General features: G+C 51.8%; 21 protein-coding genes. 11 read left to right on the plus strand and 10 right to left on the minus strand.

The genetic code is table 11. From position 1 onward, the window contains the following. Positions 1 to 64: 64 nt before the first annotated feature. The 3 genes from E1162_RS12290 to E1162_RS12300 form a co-directional block, all read right to left on the minus strand. Positions 65 to 1,366 (minus strand): TRAP transporter large permease, encoded by a 1,302-nt coding sequence (locus E1162_RS12290; RefSeq protein WP_155131257.1) that lies wholly within the window; start codon positions 1,364 to 1,366, stop codon positions 65 to 67. A gap of 2 nt (positions 1,367 to 1,368) precedes the next feature. Further along, positions 1,369 to 1,887, minus strand: coding sequence for a TRAP transporter small permease (locus E1162_RS12295; RefSeq protein ID WP_155131260.1), 519 nt, complete (start codon positions 1,885 to 1,887; stop codon positions 1,369 to 1,371). A 79-nt stretch (positions 1,888 to 1,966) separates the two neighbouring features. After that, positions 1,967 to 2,959 (minus strand): TRAP transporter substrate-binding protein, encoded by a 993-nt coding sequence (locus E1162_RS12300; protein WP_257098940.1) that lies wholly within the window; start codon positions 2,957 to 2,959, stop codon positions 1,967 to 1,969. A 342-nt stretch (positions 2,960 to 3,301) separates the two neighbouring features. Between E1162_RS12300 and E1162_RS12305 the strand changes: the two genes are divergently transcribed. The 9 genes from E1162_RS12305 to aspA all read left to right on the plus strand — a co-directional run bounded on the left by E1162_RS12305 (position 3,302) and on the right by aspA (position 12,364). Continuing rightward, a complete protein-coding gene (locus E1162_RS12305) occupies positions 3,302 to 3,622 on the plus strand; it encodes a hypothetical protein (RefSeq protein ID WP_155131264.1) in 321 nt (106 codons plus the stop codon). Further along, complete coding sequence (locus E1162_RS12310; protein ID WP_155131267.1) at positions 3,619 to 4,626, plus strand: LacI family DNA-binding transcriptional regulator; 1,008 nt, start codon at positions 3,619 to 3,621, stop codon at positions 4,624 to 4,626. The genes E1162_RS12305 and E1162_RS12310 overlap by 4 nt, the downstream gene beginning before the upstream one ends. A 39-nt stretch (positions 4,627 to 4,665) precedes the next feature. Beyond that, complete coding sequence (gene iolC, locus E1162_RS12315; RefSeq protein ID WP_155131270.1) at positions 4,666 to 5,643, plus strand: 5-dehydro-2-deoxygluconokinase; 978 nt, start codon at positions 4,666 to 4,668, stop codon at positions 5,641 to 5,643. Positions 5,644 to 5,755: 112 nt separating this feature from the next. Continuing rightward, positions 5,756 to 6,589 (plus strand): class II fructose-bisphosphate aldolase, encoded by an 834-nt coding sequence (locus E1162_RS12320; protein ID WP_371311926.1) that lies wholly within the window; start codon positions 5,756 to 5,758, stop codon positions 6,587 to 6,589. Positions 6,590 to 6,611: 22 nt separating this feature from the next. Continuing rightward, the gene (gene atoD / locus E1162_RS12325) at positions 6,612 to 7,268 is read left to right on the plus strand and encodes an acetate CoA-transferase subunit alpha (RefSeq protein WP_155131273.1); all 657 of its coding nucleotides are present in this window, start codon (positions 6,612 to 6,614) and stop codon (positions 7,266 to 7,268) included. After that, positions 7,268 to 7,942 carry a 3-oxoacid CoA-transferase subunit B gene (locus E1162_RS12330; protein ID WP_155131278.1) on the plus strand — a complete coding sequence of 225 codons (675 nt, stop codon included), beginning with the start codon at positions 7,268 to 7,270 and terminating at the stop codon, positions 7,940 to 7,942. The genes atoD and E1162_RS12330 overlap by 1 nt, the downstream gene beginning before the upstream one ends. Further along, positions 7,939 to 9,117, plus strand: a complete 1,179-nt coding sequence (locus E1162_RS12335; protein WP_155131281.1) for an acetyl-CoA C-acetyltransferase — start codon at positions 7,939 to 7,941, stop codon at positions 9,115 to 9,117. Before E1162_RS12330 ends, E1162_RS12335 begins: the two co-directional genes overlap by 4 nt. A 256-nt stretch (positions 9,118 to 9,373) precedes the next feature. Next, positions 9,374 to 10,675 carry an APC family permease gene (locus E1162_RS12340; protein ID WP_257098941.1) on the plus strand — a complete coding sequence of 434 codons (1,302 nt, stop codon included), beginning with the start codon at positions 9,374 to 9,376 and terminating at the stop codon, positions 10,673 to 10,675. Positions 10,676 to 10,927: 252 nt separating this feature from the next. Continuing rightward, positions 10,928 to 12,364 carry an aspartate ammonia-lyase gene (gene aspA, locus E1162_RS12345; protein WP_257098942.1) on the plus strand — a complete coding sequence of 479 codons (1,437 nt, stop codon included), beginning with the start codon at positions 10,928 to 10,930 and terminating at the stop codon, positions 12,362 to 12,364. A 55-nt stretch (positions 12,365 to 12,419) separates the two neighbouring features. Here the strand turns inward: aspA and E1162_RS12350 are convergent, their stop codons facing one another. The 7 genes from E1162_RS12350 to E1162_RS12380 form a co-directional block, all read right to left on the minus strand. Further along, a complete protein-coding gene (locus E1162_RS12350) occupies positions 12,420 to 13,694 on the minus strand; it encodes a serine hydrolase domain-containing protein (RefSeq protein ID WP_155131290.1) in 1,275 nt (424 codons plus the stop codon). 489 nt (positions 13,695 to 14,183) lie between these two features. Further along, positions 14,184 to 15,254, minus strand: coding sequence for a LacI family DNA-binding transcriptional regulator (locus E1162_RS12355; RefSeq protein WP_155131293.1), 1,071 nt, complete (start codon positions 15,252 to 15,254; stop codon positions 14,184 to 14,186). Between the two features lie 83 nt (positions 15,255 to 15,337). Further along, positions 15,338 to 16,111, minus strand: coding sequence for an HpcH/HpaI aldolase family protein (locus tag E1162_RS12360; protein ID WP_155131296.1), 774 nt, complete (start codon positions 16,109 to 16,111; stop codon positions 15,338 to 15,340). Positions 16,112 to 16,204: 93 nt separating this feature from the next. Next, positions 16,205 to 17,743: a galactarate dehydratase gene (gene garD, locus E1162_RS12365; RefSeq protein ID WP_257098943.1), complete on the minus strand. Its 1,539-nt coding sequence runs from the start codon at positions 17,741 to 17,743 to the stop codon at positions 16,205 to 16,207. 71 nt (positions 17,744 to 17,814) lie between these two features. Next, the gene (locus E1162_RS12370; RefSeq protein ID WP_155131302.1) at positions 17,815 to 19,308 is read right to left on the minus strand and encodes a tripartite tricarboxylate transporter permease; all 1,494 of its coding nucleotides are present in this window, start codon (positions 19,306 to 19,308) and stop codon (positions 17,815 to 17,817) included. Positions 19,309 to 19,327: 19 nt separating this feature from the next. Continuing rightward, positions 19,328 to 19,771 (minus strand): tripartite tricarboxylate transporter TctB family protein, encoded by a 444-nt coding sequence (locus tag E1162_RS12375; protein ID WP_155131305.1) that lies wholly within the window; start codon positions 19,769 to 19,771, stop codon positions 19,328 to 19,330. A 185-nt stretch (positions 19,772 to 19,956) separates the two neighbouring features. Next, complete coding sequence (locus tag E1162_RS12380; RefSeq protein ID WP_155131308.1) at positions 19,957 to 21,009, minus strand: type 2 periplasmic-binding domain-containing protein; 1,053 nt, start codon at positions 21,007 to 21,009, stop codon at positions 19,957 to 19,959. 318 nt (positions 21,010 to 21,327) lie between these two features. Here E1162_RS12380 and gudD point away from each other — a divergent pair, with 318 nt between their 5' ends. After that, positions 21,328 to 22,785, plus strand: coding sequence for a glucarate dehydratase (gudD, locus tag E1162_RS12385; protein ID WP_155131311.1), 1,458 nt, complete (start codon positions 21,328 to 21,330; stop codon positions 22,783 to 22,785). Positions 22,786 to 22,878: 93 nt separating this feature from the next. Next, on the plus strand, positions 22,879 to 23,400 hold a 522-nt coding region (locus tag E1162_RS12390), incomplete at its 3' end, for an NAD(P)-dependent oxidoreductase (RefSeq protein WP_257098944.1).

A 23,400-nucleotide genomic window follows, 5' to 3' on the forward strand; every position in this document is an offset into this window, starting at 1 on the left:
TTGAGGATTTGGGGTGACCTTGCCCCGGAAGCTTGAGAAGGGGCAAGGTCTATCGTGGTGTGTCTTAGTGCAGGCCGAAGAGAGATGGCAGGAACAGGCTGAGCTGTGGGAGAGCAGTAACCAGTGCCAAGCAGACCAGCAAGGACAGGAAGAATGGCATCATTGGGCCGATGAGATCTTGAACCTTAACGCCGGAGACAGAGCAGCCTACGAACAGTGCAGTACCAACTGGTGGAGTGCAAAGGCCGATACAAAGGTTCACAACCATCATGATACCGAAGTGTACTGGATCCATGCCGATTTCGGTTGCCACGGGCAAGAAGATCGGGGTGAAGATCAACAGTGCAGGGGTCATGTCCATGAACACGCCCACGATGAGCAGGATAACGTTGATGACCAGCAGGAGAACTAGCGGGCTTTCAGACATCGCCAGCAGGGAGTCAGTGATCAGGTAAGGGATGTCTGCGCGGGTCATAACCCAAGACATACCGATGGAAACTGCAACAAGAACCAGAACGATTGCGGTTGTTACAACAGAATCCAGAATGATGCGTGGCATGTCGTGCATTTTGATTTCGCCGTAGACGAAAACCGACAGAACGAATGCATAGACCACAGCGATAGCAGAAGCTTCGGTTGCGGTGAATACGCCGCCCAAAATACCACCCATCACGATGAAGATGAGAAGCAAGCTTGGGATCGCATCAAGAACAACTTTAATAACGTGTTCCAGAGTTGGGCGTTCAGAAACCGGATAGCCGCGTTTCTTGGAGATGATTGCACCCATAACCATGATGGAAAGGCCCATCAGGATACCAGGTACGTAACCAGCCATGAACAAGGTCGCAACGGATACACCACCAGCAGTTACTGCATAGATGATGAGAACGTTGGACGGCGGGATCAGCAGGCCGGTGATGCAAGACGTCACGTTGATTGCTGCAGAGTATTCTGGCGGGAAGCCAGCCTGTTTCTGCAAAGGGCCCATGGTGCCACCTACAGCAGCAGCTGCTGCAGAGGAAGAGCCGGAGATGGAGCCGAACAACATGTTCGCCATAACGTTGACGTGACCAAGGGAACCTGGCATGCGGCCAACAAGAACCTGAGAAAGGTTAATGAGGCGGTGCGCAATGCCACCGTTGTTCATGAGAACGCCAGCAAGAATAAAGAACGGAATTGCGAGCAATGCAAAGCGGTCAAGACCGGACACCATCTTCTGGCTGACGATAGCCATGATGACATCAACAGGGAGAATAAAGCCGCCCGCAATTACTGCGGAGATGCCTAGGGAGAAGGCAATCGGAATACCGGTGAAAACAAGAAAGAAGAAGGAGCCGAAGAGAACGGCAGGTACTAGCCAATCCATTATTAAGACTCCTTGCTTGCGGCTTCAGCCAGTTCGGGATTGGCGAAGTTCTTGATCGCTTGGATCAAATGGACCGTGGAATACAGGCAGGTAATAGCGCCGCTGAGAGGCAGAACGATGTAGATGAAGGACATCGGGATCTGCATAGCAGGGGAAAGCTGGTTGGATTCATGCACGGTGATGAGCAGCTTCAGGCCACCAAAAACCATTACAAAAGCAGCAAAACCCAAAATGGTCGCGTTGATGTAGATTTCGTTGAAGAACTTCTTGCGACCTTTAAGAGAGCTTGTCAGCAGGTCGATTGCGAGGTGCTGTTGGGTACCAACGCAGTATGCGGTACCTAGCAACGCAGTCCAGATCATGCTGAAGCGAGCAAGCTCATCGGTAAACGTGCTTGGTTGGTTGAGGATGTAGCGGCTGAAAACCTGCCAGGTGACACAGACAACAAGCAGAACCATCAAAACAGTGCAGATGGTGCCAATTGTTTTATCAAGTGCACGTCTATACTTACCGGTAAGCATTCCGATTATCCATTGTGCAGTTTGATGAAAGGGGAGGGGTAGCTCGGGAAAAACCTCGAGCTACCGGCTTATTTTTTGATTATTTACCAGCTGCCTGGATGCGTTCGATCCACTGGCGCTTGTTTTCGTCTTTCATCAGGTCATCGATGAGAGGCTGAACAGCAGCGCGGAATGCAGCTTTGTCTACTTCTACGAACTCGGTGCCGGCTTCTTTAGCCATTGCGCGAGCTTCAACAACCTGCTTGTCCCAGAGTTCCTGCTGGAATTTTTCAGAGTTTTCAGCAGCCTGGATCAGGATAGCGCGCTGTTCTTCAGACAGGCCTTCCCAAGTCTTGGTAGCAAATACGAGGTAGTCAACCACAACGGTGTGCTGGTCCTCGGAGAAGTATTTGCTTACTTCGAAGTGACGGGAAGAGATGTAAGACGGTTCGTTGTTTTCAGCGCCGTCGATTACGCCCTGCTGAATAGCGGTGTAGGTTTCACCCCAAGGAATAGGAGCAGGTGCGCCACCCATGAGTTCGATCATGGCGTTGGTGGTTGGAGTAGGCATAACGCGGATCTTCAGACCGGCCATGTCTTCCGGAGTACGGATAGGCTTGTTGGTGTAGATGCTGCGGGTGCCGCCTGCATAAGATGCAAGGTTGAAGAAACCTTTGCCTGCAGTGAGCTTGTCCAGATCTGCGCCAACATCACCGTAAATTACGTCCTTAAGGTGCTGGTCGTTGTTGAACAGGTAAGGAACGTTGAATACGAAGTAAGAAGGTTCGAAAGATTCCAACTCACCAGCAAAGCCTTTGGTCATGTCCATCGCGCCCTGCTGCATCATTTCCAGCACTTCGCGAGTTTCACCCATCTGGCCGCTTGGGTAGATGCGGATCTTCATTTTGCCGCCGGACAGTTCCTTAACGTCGTCAGCAAACTTGTCGAAGGTCTGTGCAAGGGTATGGCTTGGGTCAAGGTTATGCGCCAAGCGAAGGGTTGCGCGTTCAACCGCAGTTGCCGGCATTGCAAACATTGCAGTTGTCATTGCCAACGCAAGAGCGCAGCCAGTTTTTTTGAGCTCCCAGTTCATTTCTTCCTCCATGCCACGCTAGCCTGTCTTTTAGGCCTAAACTGCCGAAGAGGGAGCTAGTTCAGCTTCACCTCATTTGCAATCCAGATCGTTCTTCTTCAAACAAGCAGGCTTTGCGTCTGGTAACTGTTTTCTGCAAATTATGCAGTGATGAGATAATTTTCCAAAATATCGCCACAAACAATTAGGTAGAATGCATATTTTGCATGAATAGCCCGTGCATAGCTTTTCGCACAAAAAATCCATCAGGCTTTAGGGGAACTGTGTTTCTGGGGTTAGATGCCTGCTTACTCAGTTCAATTCTTTGAGTTAAATAATCAAATAAAAACAATATGATATGGTGTGTTTATTCGAGGTTTGCTCGATGTGAAAAAAGGCGCGTATACAATGGTATGGCGCCTCTCTATCAACAATGATAAATTGCTTTCAAGAATGAATATTATGCAAAATATGCATTATACCGAATTGAGAATCCGCGCATTCGGTACATTTTTAGAAGGAGATGTGAAAATAATGCATAAATCGAGCAGTTCCACTTGTGCCGGCTTTACCGCCAGCGGCTCCATCATCCTTGGGTTTTTAGGGAAAACGGACCTGAAGTGTAGCGAATTGAGTATGGATGCAAGTTTTGCATCGGGATCTAAAGGTGTGGTGGTTCTATGAATGAACGTGTGAGAAAGCGAGTGACCGCTGGCGATGTCGCCAAGGCCGCGGGTGTTTCCCAGGCCACCGTTTCGCGTGCCTTTGATCCAGATTCAAAACTGTCACAGGAAACCCGCGAAACCGTTTTGGATATCGCGGAGAAGATGAATTACCGGCCAAACCCGGTCGGTCGACTGTTTGCGAAGGAAAGCGGCCGTGTCGTTGCGGTGATCGTGCGCCATCTGGAAAGTTCAGTTCGTGCGCTCATGATCAGCAAGCTGCTGGCAGACCTTCAAGAGCAGGGCTATCTGGCGTTGTTGTTCCAGTCTTCAACGCGTGAAAGCCTTGCCGAACTCGTACCTAAGGTGCTGGAATATAAGCCTGCTGTCATCATCGTCAGTGGTTACACTCCAGAGGTACGTGTCACGACAATTTGTAACCGAGCTGAAAAGCCGCTGATTATTCTTAATCAAGGCTATCAGGTTGGTACGCTGGCGAACTATGTCACCAGTGACCATGCTGCAGGCGCAAAGTCTGCGGCATATAAGCTGCTGAATTCGGGCGTCAAGCGAATTGGACTTGTCTCGGGGATGGCCACAACGGGTGCAAATGAGGCACGCGTGAAGGGCTTTCTTCAGGGACTGGAAGAATGCGGAGCAACGCTTTGGGCGGACGATAGTGGTGACCATAGTTACCATGGTGGGTATGAAGCTGCGCTGCGTATGATGGCCTCTCCGGAGGCTCCGGACGGAATTTTCTGCTCGAATGACAGAATGGCAATGGGGTTCCTTGATGCCGTTCGTTACGAGTTCAAACTCAAGGTTCCGGATGATGTCTGTATCATTGGATACGACAACATCGATGAAACCAGCTGGCCTAGCTACAACCTAACTACCGTCGGTCAAAACATTGATTCCGTTCTCGAATTGGTAACTCAAGCGGTTGCCGATCTTATTGATAACCCAAAGCAAAGAATTGCGAAGACGGTTGAGGTCTCGCTGATAGAGCGGGGCACAACAAGGTAATTCGCGACCCATACAGGAATGGCGAGTGGAGGAAGTCCGATGGAATGCCTTTCAAAACTAAAAAACAATAATTTCTTGGTGCTCGGACGAGCAGGTATGGACCTGTATGCTGATCCTCCAGGAACAGAAATCACCGAAGCGGCCAACTTTTATGCCGCTCTTGGTGGTTCTTCTGCAAATATTGCAGTAGCGCTGACCCGCTACGGCGTAAAGGCATCCATGATTTCCGTAGTGTCTGACGATGCAGTTGGCCGCTATGTTGTTGCACAGATGGAGAAGTATGGCATCGGTCACGACTACGTTCGTACCACCGGCGGTGAAGCCCGTACTTCTCTGGCTGTTGTCGAAACTCGCCTCGAAAACTGTCAGGCGGTCCTGTACCGCAACGGCGCAGCAGACTTCGAACTCTGTGAAGCTGATGTTGAAGGCATTCCTTATGGCGACTACGCCGCGCTGGTCGTAACCGGCACCGCACTTGCTGTAGAGCCAAACCGTTCTGCAGTGTTCAAGGCGGTAAATCTCGCAAAAGCTGCTGGCACGCCCATCATTATCGACCTCGACTACCGTCCGTATTCTTGGGAATCTGCTGAAACCGCAGTTCGCATCTACACCGAAATTGCAGCGCTCTGCGATATCATCGTGGGTAACGATGTAGAATTCGGCGTGATGGCAGGCGATATCAACGCTGGCAAGGCGCTCGCTAAGGAACTGGCTCAGACTTCCGCATCTATCGTTGTTTACAAAATGGGTCCTGAAGGCTCTGTTACCTTTACTGCTGAAGAAGAGCAGGAAATGGGCGTCTTTAAAGTACAGGCGCTTAAGCCAACTGGCGCGGGTGATGCGTTCATGGGTGGCTTCCTGTCTTCTCTGGCAAAAGGTCTGGATCTGCGCACTTCCGTTATGCGCGGTTCGGCAGCAGCAGCAATTGTGGTTACCCGCGTAGCATGTTCCTCCGCTATGCCAACCAACGAAGAACTGGATGCGTTTATCGAGTCCAGAAACGGAATTCCTGCTTAATCATCAATAAGTAATGCAGTTTTGCAAAGGGGCCCTCATTTGAGGGAACGGGAGAGGTGTGTCTTCTCCAACCCCTTTGTGGGCCTGACATTCGCAGAAGAAAGTATCTACTGTGCCACTCGTTTCCCTAGACAAGGTGTTGAAGCCGGCTTTTGATGAACACTACGCAGTAGCAGGCGTTGTTTGTCTGGGTTGGGAAGATGCCCGCGCATATGTGGAAGCTGCAGAAGAAGAAAACCTCCCAATCGTTCTGCAGGCTGGCCCGGGTTGCCGTCGCCACACTCCTCTTCCAATTGTCGCAAAAATGCTCCGCACTCTTGGCGAAAACGCAAGCGTTCCGGTCGTTGTTCACCTCGATCACGGCTACAATGCTGATGAATGTTTTCAAGCAATGGACTGCGGTTTTACTTCGGTCATGTTTGACGGCTCCCACAAGCCGGTTTCTGAAAATATCGAAATTTCAGCTCGCATTGTAGAAGCAGCCCGCAAACACGGCATCACCGTAGAAGGTGAAGTTGGCGTTGTTGGTTATGCAGGTGGTGAAGCCTCTGAGTCTTCCAGTGTTGAAGATGTGGTTCGCTATGCAACCGAATCCGGCGTTGACGCCGTAGCGATCTCCGTTGGTAACGTTCACCTGCAGACTGAAAAAGCAGCAGTGATCGACTTCGAGCGTATTCGCGAGATTGAAAAAGGAACTTCCATTCCTCTGGTTCTGCATGGTGGTTCTGGTATCGCGCCTGATGTTCGCCGCAAGCTGGCAATGGAAACCAACATTTGCAAATTCAACGTTGGTACTGAGCTGCGCAAAGCATTTGGCGATGCGCTGCGTGACGCCCTTGCTCGTGACCCTAACCGTTTTGACCGCTTGGCTCTGCTTTCCGAAACTGAAGCTCCTGTCAAACTGGTTGCCCGCGAGGTCCTTCGGAACCTTCGTGCCCGCCCTTAACGTTCCTCTTGGAGATTGAACGATGAAAAACAAGCTCATGGAAGTGAGTGATGTCGGTCGCTTTTTCCGCGATGGCATGACGATCATGTTTGGTGGCTTTATGGGGACCGGCACACCGCCGACCCTCGTAAAGGCGCTTGAGGAAAGCGGCGCTAAGGACCTGACGATTATCGGTAACGATACCGCTTTTGCTGATACCGGCATCGGCCCGCTTGTCACAAACGGTCAGGTGAAAAAGGTTATCGCTTCTCACATCGGCACCAATCGCTCTACCGGTCAGCGCATGATTGAAGGCCTGACAGAGGTTGAACTGGTCCCACAGGGTACGCTCGTTGAGCGTATTCGCTGTGGTGGTGCTGGCCTTGGCGGTTTCCTTACCCCAACCGGTGTTGGCACTGTGGTGGCAGAAGGCAAGCAGGTCATTGAAATTGATGGCCGCGAGTACCTTTTGGAACTGCCTCTGCGTGCTGACGTTGCTCTGGTTAATGCTGCAGTTGCCGATACTGCCGGTAACCTGCGTTACCGCCTGTCTTCGCGCAACTTCAACCCGATTATCGCACTGGCTGCAGATATCGTTCTGGCAGAAGCAGGCGAGATCGTTGAAGTGGGCGCTCTTGCCCCTGACGATGTTATGACACCGGCTGCACTCGTTGACGGCCTGATCAAAGGAGCTGCGTGATGTCTCCAAAAGAGCTTATTGCCCGCCGCGTTGCCCGTCTGCTTAATGACGGCGATGTTGTAAACCTCGGTATAGGCCTGCCAACTATGGTGGCCAACTTCCTGCCAGAGGGCGTGGACATTACCCTTCAATCCGAAAACGGCTTTTTGGGTATTGGCCCAATCACCGAGCAGGACGTTGACCTTGTAAACGCTGGTGGTCAGCCATGCGGTGTTGTCACCGGTGCAGCCATGTTCGATAGCGCGTTCTCGTTTGCGCTTATCCGTGGCGGTCACGTTGATGCCTGTGTTCTGGGTGGTCTGCAGGTTTGCCAAAACGGTAACCTCGCCAACTGGATGGTGCCGGGCAAAATGGTGCCGGGCATGGGCGGCGCGATGGACCTCGTGGTTGGTTCCAAAAAGGTTGTGGTTGCTATGGAGCACTGCGCCAAGGACGGATCTTCCAAGGTTCTAAAGGAATGCACACTTCCGCTCACCGCTGTGAACTGTGTGTCTGTTCTGGTGACCGAGCTTGCGCTGTTCGAATTTGTGAACGGCGCAATGGTGCTCAAGGAACTGGCGCCAGGCGTTGATCTGGCAACTGTTCAAGAACGCACAGAAGCTGACTTCCAAGTCGCCTTTGATCTCAAAACCATGGAATTTGACAGTGCCGAGCTGAAGGAAGCTGCACAATGACCTCTATCGTAATTGCAAGCGCTGCCCGTACCGCTCTTGGTAGCTTTGGTGGCTCCCTTTCTTCCGTTCGTGCGCCAGAACTTGGTTCAATCGTTGCAAAAGCTGCCATCGAGCGCGCTGGTATTGAAGCTGGTGTAATCGAGGACGTGATCCTCGGTAACGTTCTTTCTGCTGGTCTTGGCCAGAACCCTGCGCGTCAGGCTGCTATGGGTGCGGGTATTCCTGAAAGCGTACCAGCAACCACCATCAATATCGTTTGTGGCTCTGGTCTGAAGTCCGTCATCATGGCGGGCCAGATGATTGCTGCAGGTGATGCGCGCGCTGTTCTTGCAGGCGGCATGGAAACCATGTCTGCTGCGCCGATGATCCTTGAAAAAGCACGCTTCGGCTATCGCATGGGCAATGGCGAGCTAAAAGACATCATGGTCTATGATGGTCTGACCTGTGCGTTCAACGGCTACCACATGGGTATCACCGCTGAAAACATCGCAGAGCGTTATGGTATCACCCGTGAGGATCAAGACGCATTGGCTCTTGCTTCCCAGCAGAAGGCCGTGGCCGCTATTCAGGCTGGCGCGTTTGCCAAGGAAATCGTTCCTGTAACCATCAAAACCCGCAAGGGTGAGACTGTGTTTGCGCAGGACGAGTACCCGCGCTTTGATGCTGACGAAGCTTCTCTTGCCAAGCTCCGTCCGGCCTTCAAGAAGGATGGTTCAGTTACAGCTGGCAACGCTTCTGGCATCAACGACGGTGCAGCTGCCCTTGTGGTGATGAGCGAAGACTATGCCCGCCAGATGGGTGTAACACCGCTTGCCCGCATTCGTGCAACAGCAACCGCCGGTGTTGATCCTGCTTACATGGGTATGGGTCCGGTTCCGTCTACCCAGCAGGCTTTGGCAAAAGCTGGTCTGACCGCAGCTGACCTTGATCTGGTTGAAGCCAACGAAGCATTCGCTGCGCAGGCTCTTGCCGTATGTCGCGAGCTGTCTTTGGATATGGACAAAGTTAACGTCAATGGTGGCGCTATCGCACTGGGCCATCCGATTGGCGCATCAGGTGCCAGAATTCTTGTTTCTCTGCTTCATGCCCTTGAAGCAAGAGATAAGACGCTTGGTCTGGCAACCTTGTGTGTCGGCGGCGGGCAGGGCGTTTCCGTGATCGTGGAACGCATCTAACAGTCGGTAGCGAAAAGACGCCCCGCCTTCCCGACGGGGCGTTTTTTTATTTACCAAGCTGCGCCGCAGGCCGATTGGCCGGAGTTGTCTCCATGGATCGGCATTTCTCGCAAACCTCTAAAATTCAATAGTTTTTACGCTACGCTACCTTAACTTCGGTGGACTACCTTTTTATGGGCAAAATCGAGCCTTCTTCAAACACTAGTGTTTGTTGAAATCGAACCCGAAGGTATGCCAGACCATGAAGAAAGGGAAAATGCCCCCCGGCAGCAAACATAAAAGCTCGGGTACAGGACACCTTAGTGTAATCGGGGTTGCCTCGCTCGGGGTTGGTTCCATGGTGGGCGTTGGCGTGTTTGCTCTTCTTGGGCAGGTCGCGCTGAATGTGCGCTCTGAAACATGGCTTGTTTTTGTTGTCGCTGGCATTGCCGCCTTGTTCTCTGGCTACTCCTACGCGTGTTTGAGCGCGAAATATCCAAGCAGCGGCGGTATTACTGATTACCTGCGCCTTGGGTTTGGCTGGCCGCTCTTCGAAAGAGCGCTTTCCATACTATATCTGTTTACGTTGGTGCTGACGTTGGCTTTGATCGCCAAGGCGTTCGGTGCCTATGCCTCCGGCCTCTTCCATAAATCCGTCTATTCAATGTGGCAGAACCTTTATGCCACGGGCGTTTTGCTTGCCATGTTGGCCATCAATCTGGTTGGCGCTGCACTCGTTGGTAAGGTTGAGGTTGTTTTGGTTGCCCTCAAGATCTTTATTCTGGGCATCTTCATCGTTGCGGGTATGACCACCATCAACCCGGAAATGCTCGACCATCATCTGATTTGGGAACCTGCAAGTTTCTTCTCCAGTATTGGTTTGGCGTTTTTTGCCTACGCTGGATACGGGATGATGGCGACCGCTGCCGGTGACGTCCGCAATCCTAAAAGGGATATGCCGATCGCGTTTTTCGTGGCGATCTGTTTTGTCATGGCGCTGTACGTTGTGTTGGCGTTTGTGGTGCTGGGCAACGTGACACCCGTAGATTTGGTCCTCCACCCAACGACAACGGTTGCTCGCGCTGCCGAACCTGTGCTCGGCAAAATCGGCTACCCGCTGATGTCCATCACTGCGCTTTTCGCGACCGCTTCCGCCATTAACGCCACTTTGTTTGCCAGCCTGAATGTTTCCCTCGAGATGGGTAAAGCCGAGTGTCTGCCAGCCATATTCCGCCAGACCAGTTTTGGTGGGGGAACACGGGGGCTATATCTACTTGTGCTCTTTATACTCCTCGCTATCGCCTTTCTGGATTTGAGTTCAATCGCAACAGTTGCCAGCGCAACCTTCCTTGCTTGCTATCTCGCCGTGTTCGTTGTGGCGTGGCGTCATAAGGCAGAGATTGAAGCCAACCCGCTGCTGCTGGGTATCGGGTTTCTCTTGATGCTGGGAATCTTGGGTGCCTTTATTGGTGAGATGATAGGCCAAGCCCAGTGGACCGAGATCGGCCTCCTTGCGGGCACATCGGTTGTGAGCTTGCTGACGTCCTACTATTTCGATCCAGAAAAACACAAGGTTTGATACAACCTGCTAGCGGGTTGGTGTTTTGAGCAATGATTGGCAGTTGCTTTTGGGCACCTGCGCCAAAAAATCCATGTTCACGAAGTGGTCGCGCTTGCGTGTTGCCATACTCCTTACAGTTATTTGGTGCTATGGAAATGAAAGCTGCTCACTCCGGCACTTTCAATGACGATAACAGGGCAAACACCCCACGCCATCGACTATGACGCGGCTGACAGCGTATCTCTGGCTTCTTGTTCAATAGAGACAATAATGAGAACCGAAAAAGATCTTTTGGGCACCAAAGACATCCCGGATAACGCCTATTGGGGTGTACACACAGCGCGCGCTGTCGAGAATTTTCCAATCTCCGGCGTGCTTATCTCTCAATACCCAGAGTTTATTCGCGCCCTTGCTATGGTCAAGAAAAGCGCCGCGAAAGCGAACCGCGATCTTGATATTCTGGAAGCAGGTAAAGCGACAGCCATAATCGCCGCGTGTGAGCGCATCATTGGCGGCGAGTTCATCGACCAATTCGTGATTGATGTTATTCAGGGCGGCGCCGGTACGTCCACCAACATGAATGCCAATGAAGTGATTGCCAACGTAGCCCTTGAGGGTATGGGATTCACCAAGGGCGAGTACACCAAGCTCAATCCGGTTGATGACGTAAACCGCTCCCAGAGCACCAACGACGTATACCCGACTGCGATCAAGCTTGGTGTGATCCTTGCTGCGCAGAACCTGCTTGCCGATATGGCTATGCTGCAGGACGCTTTTGCAAAGAAGGCAGATGAGTTCTCCGACGTTATGAAGATCGGCAGAACCCAGCTTCAAGACGCAGTTCCGATGACCGTTGGTCAGGAGTTCCGCTGTTATGAGGTGATGCTTGGCGAAGATATTCTAAGACTGGAAGAAGCACTAAAGCTTCTGCTGGAAATCAACCTCGGCGCGACCGCGATTGGTACCGGCATCAACAGTGACCCTGAATATTCCAAGCGCGCTTGCGAACATCTTGCTGATCTTTCCGGCTTTCCGTTTGTACCAGCGGGCAACCTTGTAGAAGCAACGCAGGATCTGGGTTCGTTCGTTCAGCTTTCCGGCGTGTTGAAACGCATTGCGGTCAAGATCTCCAAGGTTTGTAATGACCTGCGCTTGCTCTCCAGTGGTCCGCAGGCTGGCCTTGGCGAAATTAACCTGCCTCCGCGCGCTGCCGGTTCAAGCATCATGCCGGGCAAGGTCAATCCGGTTATCCCGGAGGTCGTGAACCAGATTGCATTTGAGGTGATTGGCAACGACGTCACCATCACGATGGCGGCAGAGGGCGGACAGCTTCAGTTGAACGCATTCGAGCCAATTATCGTGCATTCTCTTTTCAAGAGTATCATGCACCTGTCTTCCGGTTTCAGAACTCTGGCGAAGAACTGCGTTGAAGGCATTACCGTCAACCGTGAGCACTTGGCCCGCGTTGTGGAATCCTCCGCAAGTCTTGGCACAGCCCTGAACCCTTATATTGGCTATGAGAACGCAAGTGTGGTCATCAAGACAGCTCTGCGTGAAAACCGGAGCATCCGAGAAGTCATTCTGGAGCATGGCTTCTTGGATGAGCAGGAACTTGAGTTGCTTCTACAGCCGGAGTTGCTGACCAAGCCATCGCGCAAGATTGATCTTGCTGCCTTGAAAGCGGCTAAAGAGAAACTGGACGCTTAACAAATCAGGGCCTGCTCGAAACCGAGCAGGCCTCTTTTTTAGTAGCGGGCTGTGGTTACAGCTTAGCGGCTGCTTTGAGGATAGTAGGAACGGTTTCTAGGAAGATCATCGTATTCATTCGCGCAGTTTCCGTCTGCGGATAGCCGCCGTTCATTGCGATTACAACGTCAGTTTCAGGATCCATTACACAGACCTGACCGTGAATGCCGACGAACACCATGACCTTGTGGCCATCAAGGGTCAGAATGCGGATCTGGTCTTTGTACCAACCATCTGGAGCCAGCGCGGCTTCCTTGCCAACCGACCAAGCAGCTTTGACCCGCTCGTTACCTGCCCAAATCGCATCGATAAAGGCTTGCGGGACAACTTCTTCGCCCAAGTGGTTTTTTCCGGAGTTGAGGAACACTTTACCTACCCGTGCAAGGTCTCTGGTTGCCATGTTGAGCCCGCCAGAGGCAACGGTGTAGCCTTTCGGATCAGCCATCCAGTACGCGTTCTGCTCTGCGCCGATCTTGGTCCAGATTTTCTCTTGTAAGTACTCAGCCAGCCCCTGTTTGGTTGCCGCTTCTACGACCAAACCCAGCACCTCAGTATTTGGATCTTGATACTGGTAGTGAGTTCCCGGCTCGTACTTGTGCTTTTTGATCGTGACGAGGTACTCATCAATACCGTTCAATCCGCCATCATTCGGGCCATTCCACTCCTGTGAGAGTGTGAACTTTGGATCCCAAGACAGGAACGGTGGTGTCGGGATGTCTAGGCCGGAATTCATATCTGCTACATCTTGAACGCTAACGCCCTCGAATGCTGAGCCTTTAAAGGCAGGTAGATAGAACTCGACTGGTTTTGTCATATCCAGCTTGCCATCTGCAGCCGCGATACCAGCGAGCGTAGCTGTGAAGGACTTCGTAACTGACATGTCTAGGTGGGTAGATGCCGGAGACATGCCATTGAAATAATGTTCATGGATCAGGCGATCACCCTTTAGAACGACCATTGAGTGGTTTTTTACGCGGTCTCTCAGCAGAACATCGAGAGGGAGAGGACCGTCAGCGTCATGGCCGGTGAGTTTTGTCAGGTCTAATGCGCCACGATCATCAATCCATTTTTGAGGGGATACCGCTGTTCCGCGATCAATTTCATAGTGCCGCGTGAACTTGTAAGCATTCGGAAATGTCAGTGCGGCGAATTCCGCAGCATCCCAATGGGCTTGAGAAACGCCAAAGGGCGCAATTTGGTCTAGGAATGCTTGGTCTGCTGGTTTTAGCTCAAGAGCGGATGCGCCGGTAACTGTGATTACACAGCTGGCTAGTACGAGTGATCGGAGCATGGACTTTCCTTTGGTTTTGTCTTTGATTGTCTCCAAAAGGTGCAGAGCTTGTTTCGCTACACCGTGAATCTCCCTATCGACAAAACCTAATAGTGATACCTATGGTTGTAATCAGTATCAGCACCTATGCGCGTGATCGCCGGAATTTTGCTTTAACAGTTTACTAAGCAAATTCTCTGTCTTTTCCGAAAAATGGAATTATTCCAAGTTTTGAAGTGCTCAGCTACTTACGCTCTTCAAGATAAAAAAATATCTTGAAGTCGAGGTGTCCGTTTCTTTTCGTAACTCTTCACTCTGTTGAGTTTTTGATTTCAGAAATTCTTATTTATTTCGCCCTGTGGGGAATGATGATGAGAAAATCTGCACTTTGGGGCAGCGCGCGAAAGGAGGGCTTGTTTGACGCGTGATGATGTAAGCGCACAAAAAAGCCAGCCAATAGGAAACATCGACTGGCCTGATAAATTCAAAGTTTGATGCTTGAGATGGCGGTTAAACCAAGCTACCGCGAAGGACGATCTCGAAACCAAGATCGACAACATGGTCGCCAGCATCTTCTCCTTCTACACGTTTAAGGAGAATTTCAGCTGCCTTCTCGCCAATCAAATCTCGGTCAATGCGGACAGTAGAAAGCGATGGATGCGTATCTGGCGTCCACTCTTCATCGCCCATGCCGATAACTGACATCTGATCAGGGATAATGATGCCTCTAGCATGAGCTTCAACAAGCACGCCGTGCGCAACCGTATCGGAGGTGCAGAATATAGCGCCTTCGGTGAAGCCTTTCTCAATCAGGCTTCCCAAGCCGTCACGGCCACAGCGAAGCGTGGTTGGCGAGCCAACTGTGTGCTCGGTAATCTGGATGTTGTCGTGATGGGCAAGCGTATCCAGCAGGCCCTTAGCACGTTCCTTGGCGCGGGAGTTGTCCGCCGTTACGAGACCGACTTTTGTAAACCCGCGTTTGAGGAAGAGTTGGCCGACAGCTTCACCCAGCCGATACTGAGAGCAGCCAACAACATAGTCCAGAGGCGTTTGCGTTAGATCGCCTGTCTCAACGGTTGGAATACCGGAGGAGAGGATCATGTTGCGCACTTCTTTGGAGTGGTTGACGCCTGTAAGCATCAGACCATCTGGGCGTCGTGCCAGAATGGCGTAGACGAGCTCTTCCTCGTTCTCGATTTCAAAGCCGGATTCTGTAAACAAAACTTGATAGCCAGCAGTTCGCACGGATTTGCTAAAGCTATGCATAGTTTTGGAGAAGGTCATATTGGATATGGTCGGAACGATCGCCGCGAACATGCGCGTGCGGCTGGAAGCAAGTCCCCCCGCAAGAACGTTCGGAACATAGCCACTTTTCTTGATTGCAGCCTTAACGATTTCCAGCGTGTCCGGCTTCACCCGATCAGGCGTATTAATGGCGCGCGAAACCGTAATCATGGAAACGCCAGCAAGATTGGCGACATCTTGCAGAGTGACCCCTTCGCGGCGTCTACGGCTGCGTCGGGCGGTCTTTGGCTTGTTATTTTCTTTTTTTAGAGACGCTTTAGCCACTGTCCGAACCATTAGTTTTAACAACCAGCCGTCGGATTATCCGTACGGCTGGTCAATTGAATGAGCTACCGTTAGGCAACTTTGAAATGTAGACTTTACTTTACATCTTCAAACTTGGCCCGCAATGCCTCTGTTGAGCGCGCGAGCAAACCAAGGTCACTTCCCACAGCTATGAAATCAAAGCCCATGTCGAAATAGCGACGGGCATCAGCTTCTACAGGGGCAAGAGTACCGATAGCTTTTCCTGCTTCTTTACAGATCTTTACAGCTGTTGCAATTGCTTCTTGCACTTCTGGATGAAGTGGGTTTCCAAGGTGACCGAAACTTGCAGCAAGATCGGAAGGACCAATGAAGATCGCGTCGATACCGTCAACGGCAACCATCTTCGGCAGCTCTTCAATTGCTTCGCGTGTTTCAGCCTGAATGATGACGCAGATATCGTCAGAAGCGTTATGCAGATAGTCTTTCACGCGGCCGAAACGGTTTGCGCGGTGGCCAACGGAAACGCCGCGAACGCCGGCACCTGGATAGCGGGTGAAAGCAACTGCGTCTTTCGCTTCCTGTTCGTTCTGAACAAACGGGATGAGCAGGGTGCGCGCGCCAATGTCCAGATAGCGTTTGATGAAAGTGATATCGAGGGTCGGCACGCGAACAACAGCTTCTACGTCGTATGCAGCGATAGCCTGAAGCTGAGGCAGCACATTGAGAACGTCGTTAGGGCTGTGCTCTGCATCAACAACCAGCCAGTCAAAGCCAGCGCCAGCGGAAATTTCAGCGGTCAGGGAGTTGGACAGAGAAGTCCAGATACCCAACTGCTTGGAACTACGGTCTTTGAGAGCCTGCTTGAAGGTGTTCGGCTTATAGCTCATGAAGATCTCCTGAAAGTGAGGTGAGGGTGGCCCCTCGTTGTTTGTGATTTTGGACCACGCAAGCAAACCTGCGCGGAAGTATGGGTGTGTGGTTTAGGTGATGGGTGCAGGGTTGAAGACGGCAAGATCATTGCGCAGACCCAACTTGTCTGCGCAGGTTTGCTTGCGTCCACTCGCAACATCCAGAATGAGGTGAAACAGCTCCCAGCCAGCGTCTTCGATACTGAGCGTATCGGTGGCGATGCGGCCTGCATCGTAATCGATAAGATCAAACCAGCGCTTGGCTAGAGCTGTATTGGTTGAAACTTTGATCACCGGCGCGGCTTCCAAATTATACGGCGTACCACGGCCAGTTGTGAAAACCTGAATGTTCATGCCGGCGCAGAGCTGCATGGTTCCGCAAACAAAGTCGCTGGCAGGTGTCGCCGCAAAGGTCATACCTTTTTTGCGAATGCGTTCGCCGTGAGACAGCACGTCGATAATCGGAGAAGTGCCGGATTTAGCAATGGAACCGAGTGACTTTTCGACTACGTTCGCAAGACCACCCTTCTTATTACCGGGTGAAGGGTTTGCAGCACGGTCAGTGCGGCCGTTGGCAAGATAGTCGTCGTACCATTCCATTTCACGCAGCAATGCTTTGCCGACCTCTTTGTCAGCGGCACGTGGTGTAAGCAGGTGAATGGCGTCGCGCACCTCGGTCACTTCCGAGAACATAGCCGCGCCGCCTGCGCGTACTATTAGGTCTGCTGCAAAGCCAAGGGCGGGGTTAGCGGTTATGCCGGAAAAAGCATCGGAGCCGCCACACTGGAGGCCGACGACGAGATCAGCCACTGGGCACGTGGTGCGCTGGCGTGCATTGAGCTTTTCAAGATGACGCTTAGCCGTCTCCATCATAGCGTCTAGCATCTGGGCAAAGCCGGTGAAGCGTTCTTCCTGCATCGAGATCACAGAAGCGTCGCAGGCGCCGGCTTCCTCGCATGGAACAAGCCTGTTCGGATCAAGCTTCTCGCAGCCCAAGCCGATGATCATTACTTCGCCGCCGAAATTCGGGTTGAGCGTTAGGTTCTGGAGTGCGCGAATTGGAACGACAGCCGCAGGAGCGTTGATCGCAACACCACAGCCATAAGCGTGATTAAGAGCCACTACACCATCGACGTTCGGGAACAGGGGGAGTAGCTCTTTCCGGATTTTTTCAGCAAGGATGTTTGTGAGACCAGCAACACACTGAACGGACGATGATATTGCCAGCAGGTTCTTTGTGCCGACGCTGCCATCAGCATTTCTGTATCCCTCGAAGGTATAGCCTTCAAGCGGCTCTGGTTCATCGAATTTGCGAGTTGCAAGGGGTAGGTCGCTCAACTCGGGAGCGACAGGAAGCTCGATCATATGCTCATTGATCCAGCGCCCTTTGGCGATGGGCTCGCAAGCATAACCGAGGACTTCGTTGTATCGAATAATCGCACCGCCCTTGGGAATGTCGGTCAAGGCAACCTTGTGTCCGAAGGGGATAGTTTCTTGCGCGGTTGTCAGCTCGTTTGCAGGCTGACCTTCTTTCAAACCACCCTCGATGATGACGATGGCTGTATTATCGTTTTGGTGAACTTTGATGGTTGTCTTGGATGGGCAGGTCATTGCTCTCTCCAGAGCCTTCATCAGGTACCAAGGGAGAGGCGGGAAGAATACTCCTCCCGCCCCGGGGGAAATTATGCGGTTTTGGATTTCGAGCGTTTGTTCGAGTAGATGGAGAACGCTACGGACATACCGATCAGAAGCCACAGGAAGAGGGCAATAGGGCTCTTTGTGAAGAAGATCGTCATGGTGCCGAAGGACTCAAGACTCTTCACGAAGTAGATTTCTGCCGAGCTACCAAGAATGAAGCCGATGATGAACGGTGTGATTTCCAAGCCAAGCTTGCCGCCGATGTAGCCAAACAGACCGAACAGCAGCAGGGACCAAACATCGAACATGATACCGTAGTTGATCGCGTAAGCGCCGGATACGCACATCATGATGATGATTGGGTACAGCAGGTATTTTGGTACGGTGACGACCTTGGCGATGTACTTGATCGCAAAGAACATGACTACGAACATCACGATGTTCGCGATAAACATGGACAGAACCATCATGTTCCATGTTTCAACGTTCTCGCCAATGAACAGCGGACCAACCTGAACGCCCTGCAAGGTAAATGCACCGATCAGGATCGCTGTGGTGGAGTCACCTGGAATACCAAGGGAAAGCAGCGGAATAAGTGCACCGCCGGTCAGGCCATTGTTTGCAGATTCAGAGGCGATAACACCCTGCGGAGCGCCTTTACCCATCATGGAGCTGTCGCGGGAGAAGTTCTTTTCCTGCGTATATGCCAGAACAGATGCAGCGGAGCCGCCAACACCTGGGAGCATACCCACGAAGGTGCCAATGAAGGAAGAGCGAACAAGGTTTACAGCCGAGCCACGGAATGCGCTGAGATCAAACTTTCTGCCGGAAAGCAGGTCTAGTTTCGCGCCTTCGGTTTCCTCTTTCACGCCTTGTTCTGCATCAGCAAGAATAGCGCCAACGCCAAACAAACCGATCAGTACAGGCAGAAGAGAGAAGCCGCTGTAAAGCATGTCTTCCAGAGCGGGCGTAATCAGGCGGATGTCGCCGTTACCGCCCTTAACGGTGTCGTACACGCCAACGAGTGACAGCAAGATACCCAGAACGCCGGAGAAGATGCCGACCAACATGCTCTGGCACAAAGATGCAATAACTGTCAGCGCAAAGAAGATGATCAGGAATTTCTCGATGTAGGAGAACTTGATCGCGATGTCAGACAGAAGCGGTGCGAAGAGGTAGAGGATCGCCAGCGAGAACAAGCCGCCAAAGAGCGAGGAAACAACGCCGATCTTAAGCGCGCGTTCACCTTCGCCGTTACGGGCCATCGGATAGCCGTCAAAGGTGGTGCAGATCGAAGATGGTGTACCTGGAATGTTCAGCAAAATAGCAGGAACGAGACCGCCGGAAATACCACCCACATAGAGAGCCAGAAGGAAGGCGAGGGAGTGGTTGAGGTCAAATGAATAGGTCAGCGGAAGACAGACTGCCAGCGCCATGGTCGCTGTCATGCCCGGAATTGCGCCAAACACAATACCCAGTGCTACACCAAAGAAGATGAGCAGTAGGTAGGAAATATCAACGAGAGCGAGGAATTCCATTACAACGTTCCTTTGCTCGTTATGGAAGTGTCACGTTGAACAGCTCGGACAGCACGAACCATGCAAAGGTCGGTGCAACGAGAGCGTTCAGGGTGATGTAGAGAAGTTTGCGTTTGTCTAGTTCGTGCGCGTAAAGGCAGGACAGACCAAACAGAAACGGAATGGAGACGAGCCAGAAGCCATAACCCATGTTAGGGAAGAGGCGGCCAACGTAATCCATGCCGATAAAATAGACGACCATCAGGCCAAGGGTGCCGAACAGGCGAACCTTGTCTGCATCAGGTTCAAAAAAGCGCAGTTTCTTTTCACCGCTTGCAACGGCGCGGTAGAACGCAGGGCCCTTCTGTATAAGGATCGCCAAACCCAGCAAGCCAAGCAGCCAGAGAATGAGCGTGGGGAAGAAGAGGTGAGAAGTATCAAAGTCAATGACTATTGAAAACGGAGAGGAGCTTTGGTTTTCCATTATTGTACCTGGGTTTCCGCAGGCCATCGTGCAGGCTTGGGCGTCTGTCACAAAGGAACGAGAATTAAAAAAGGGCCGGATAGCATGGTTATGATTCCGGCCCCTTGGCGTTCAGGCAATTCGCGCAACTTCTAACCACAGGAGCCTATGGTGAATAAAAATGGCGAAACCGAACGTGTTCAGTCTTACTTCTGGATCGCGCTCAGGATTTCAGCGTAGTCGTCTTTCTTGTTGACGAGGAACTTCTCAGCTTCTGGGCTTGCGCGGAAGGAAGGAATGAAGAAGGAGCGTTTGAAGTCGCTCTGGATTTTGCCTTCTTCAAAGATCTCGGTCATAGCTTCATCGAAGTATGCAACGATCTTCGGATCGATGTCCTTGTTGTACATGAAGTAGAACATTTTATCGAAGTTGAAGAGATCGCCGTCAGCGCTCTGCGGAACAGAAGTTACCGGATCAGTCCACTGCAGCATCATATCGCGAGTGGTTTCACCAAGACCTTCTTCAGGCATCTGCTCAATGGTTTCACCCTTTGCAGTGATCCAGATAAAGCGCATTGCTTTCTGGTCGTCAGCTGGAAGACGGGTGAACTGCTCGTTGCCCTGAATGGAACCATGGATCACGTCTGCCTGACCGTCAAACAGAGCCTGGTTTTTGTCAGACTGGGAACCGGTGTTGATGAGAGCGAGGTTCTTTTCAGCGCCCGGATACTTCATCTTCACAGCGTTTTCGAGTGCAGAGAAGCCGATGTTGGATGCGGAACCGCGTTCAACGGAAACGCGTACGCGCTCGCCTTTACCAGCTGCTTCGATGATGTCATCGACAGTCTTGTAAGGGGAGTCTTTTGGTACGAGGTAAGCGTTGCCCGGGTTGATAGAGATGGTCGGGCCGATCTTGTACTCAGCAAAAATGTCGTCGTAGCCTTTTACGCCGTAAAGGTTGCCGAGGTAGGACTGGTCATGGTTGAACATGATAGTCGCGCCGGTTTTGCCCTGCTGCTTAAGCGCACGGAAACCTGCTACCGCGCCAACAGCGTCAACGCGTACGTTCATGTCGAGTTTTTCACCAAGGTGAGCCGCAATAATTGCAGCGTTTTGATATGTGTCACCGCCGGTGGAGTTAGAGCCGATCACAATGCGCAGATTGCCGCTAATAGGCGCATCGGAGGCCATTGCGGTAGAAGCGCTTAGCGCGAATGCTGTGCCAAGTGCGATGTAAAGGCCTGCCTTTAGACTTTTCATGGTTATCTCCCTTCCCAAAAGTCGAACTGTCTAAACTGTAATGATAACGATTCCATTTTCCTCTTATGGATCGCATCGAATAGATAACGCTATCATTGTTATTTAGTGATATGTCGCTGGTCAAGAGGGCTCTTGCATACTGCGTATTAGAACATATTTCCGCCTCAATCATTATGATTAAGCATCAATATGCTGCGTAAACATACCTATTTTACTATGAAATATCGATTCTGTGAAATTTCACTGCGAGCGAATACGTATGGGCTGGACATATGATGAAAACGATATCTATAAGAATGGTAGCGATAACAGCAATTAATGATAGCGTTAACTGCATTGACTGAAACAGCGAGCTGTCAGGACGGCTCTCCGTGGGAGACGGGGCAGTTATTGCAGGAACAAAAGCTATACTTTGTGGAGGAAGCGTTGGTAGCCCATCATACCGCAGGCAATGGTGCCCCAGTTATTTCGAGCATGCAGGTTATTCCTGTAGCTGGTCAGGACAGTATGTTGCTGAACCTGTCCGGTGCTCATGGTCCGTATTTCACCCGAAACATCATCATCCTCAAGGACACCCTTGGTAACACCGGCGTGGGCGAAGTACCGGGCGGCGAGAAAATTCGCCAGACTCTGGAAGACTCCCGCGAACTGATCATGGGTCAGTCCATCGGTAACTACCAGGCAGTATTGAATTCCATCCGCCGCGGATTTGCTGACCGTGATTCTGGTGGTCGTGGTCTTCAGACTTTCGATCTGCGCACTACTATTCACGTAGTCACCGCGGTTGAAGCTGCCATGCTCGACCTTCTAGGTCAGTTCCTTGGTCTTCCTGTTGCAGCTCTCCTTGGTGAAGGCCAGCAGCGTAAGTCTGTAGAGATGCTCGGTTACCTGTTCTACGTAGCTGACCGCAATAAGACTGATCTTGGCTACCGCAGCGAAGCTGATAGCTCTGACGATTGGTTCCGTCTTCGCAACGAAGAAGCTGTTACTCCAGAGGCTGTGGTTCGGCTGGCTGAAGCTGCTTTTGAGCGTTACGGCTTCCGTGACTTCAAACTCAAGGGCGGTGCATTCGCAGGTGACGCTGAAATTGAAGCGGTTACCGCTTTGAAAGAACGCTTCCCTGAAGCACGAATTACGCTTGACCCGAACGGCGCTTGGTCTTTGGAAGAAGCAATCCGTCTGTGTTCCAACAAGCATCACATCCTTGCTTATGCGGAAGACCCATGTGGCGCTGAGAACGGTTACTCTGGTCGCGAAATCATGGCTGAGTTCCGCCGCGCGACTGGTTTGCCAACTGCAACCAACATGATTGCAACCGACTGGCGTGAAATGGGCCATGCTGTTCAGCTTCAGTCCGTTTCTATTCCACTGGCTGATCCGCATTTCTGGACTATGGCTGGTTCTGTTCGCGTTGCGCAGATGTGTGCTGAGTGGGGCCTGACATGGGGTTCTCACTCCAACAACCACTTCGATATCTCCTTGGCGATGTTCACCCACGTTGCGGCAGCAGCTCCGGGCAAGATCACCGCAATCGATACTCACTGGATCTGGCAGGACGGTCAGCGTCTGACCAAAGAACCATTCAAGATCGTCAACGGCTTCGTTGATGTTCCTGAACGTCCGGGTCTGGGTGTCGAGATCGACATGGATGAAGTGATGAAGGCTCACGAACTCTACAACACCAAGGGTCTGGGTGCGCGCGATGACGCCATCGCAATGCAGTACTTCATCAAAGATTGGAAGTTCGACAACAAGCGCCCTTGCATGGTGCGCTAACCAGAACTCCCCAAGAACAGACAGGGCAGCGGTCATTCCGCTGCCTTCCTTTCTAATCCCTACGTTCCAATAGATTCAAAAGGACTTAAACCTATGGCGAAACTGGGTTTCATCGGTCTTGGTATTATGGGCAAGCCTATGGCTGGCCACCTTCTTGCTGCTGGCAACGAAGTGTTCATGCACTCCATCCCTTCCATTCCAGCTGATCTGGTTGAAAAGGGCGGCGTCGCTTGTGAAAGCGGTCGTGAAGTTGCTGACAAAGCTGACATCATCTTCATCATGGTGCCAGACACCCCGCATGTAGAAGCTGTTCTGTTTGCTGAAGGCGGCGTTGCTGAAGGTCTGTCTGCTGGCAAAATCGTTGTCGACATGTCCTCCATCTCCCCACTGGCAACCAAAGAGTTTGCTGCCAAGATCCGTGATCTGGGCTGCGGTTATGTTGATGGTCCTGTTTCCGGCGGTGAAGTTGGCGCAGTGAACGCAACTCTTTCTATTATGGCAGGCGGCTCTGAAGAAGACTTTGCAAAGGTCAAGCCATTCTTCGAACTGATGGGCAAGAACATCACGCTCGTTGGTGATGCTGGCGACGGTCAGGTGGCTAAGGTTGCTAACCAG

The sequence above is a fragment of the Pseudovibrio flavus genome, from assembly GCF_009711345.1.
Taxonomy (GTDB): domain Bacteria; phylum Pseudomonadota; class Alphaproteobacteria; order Rhizobiales; family Stappiaceae; genus Pseudovibrio; species Pseudovibrio flavus.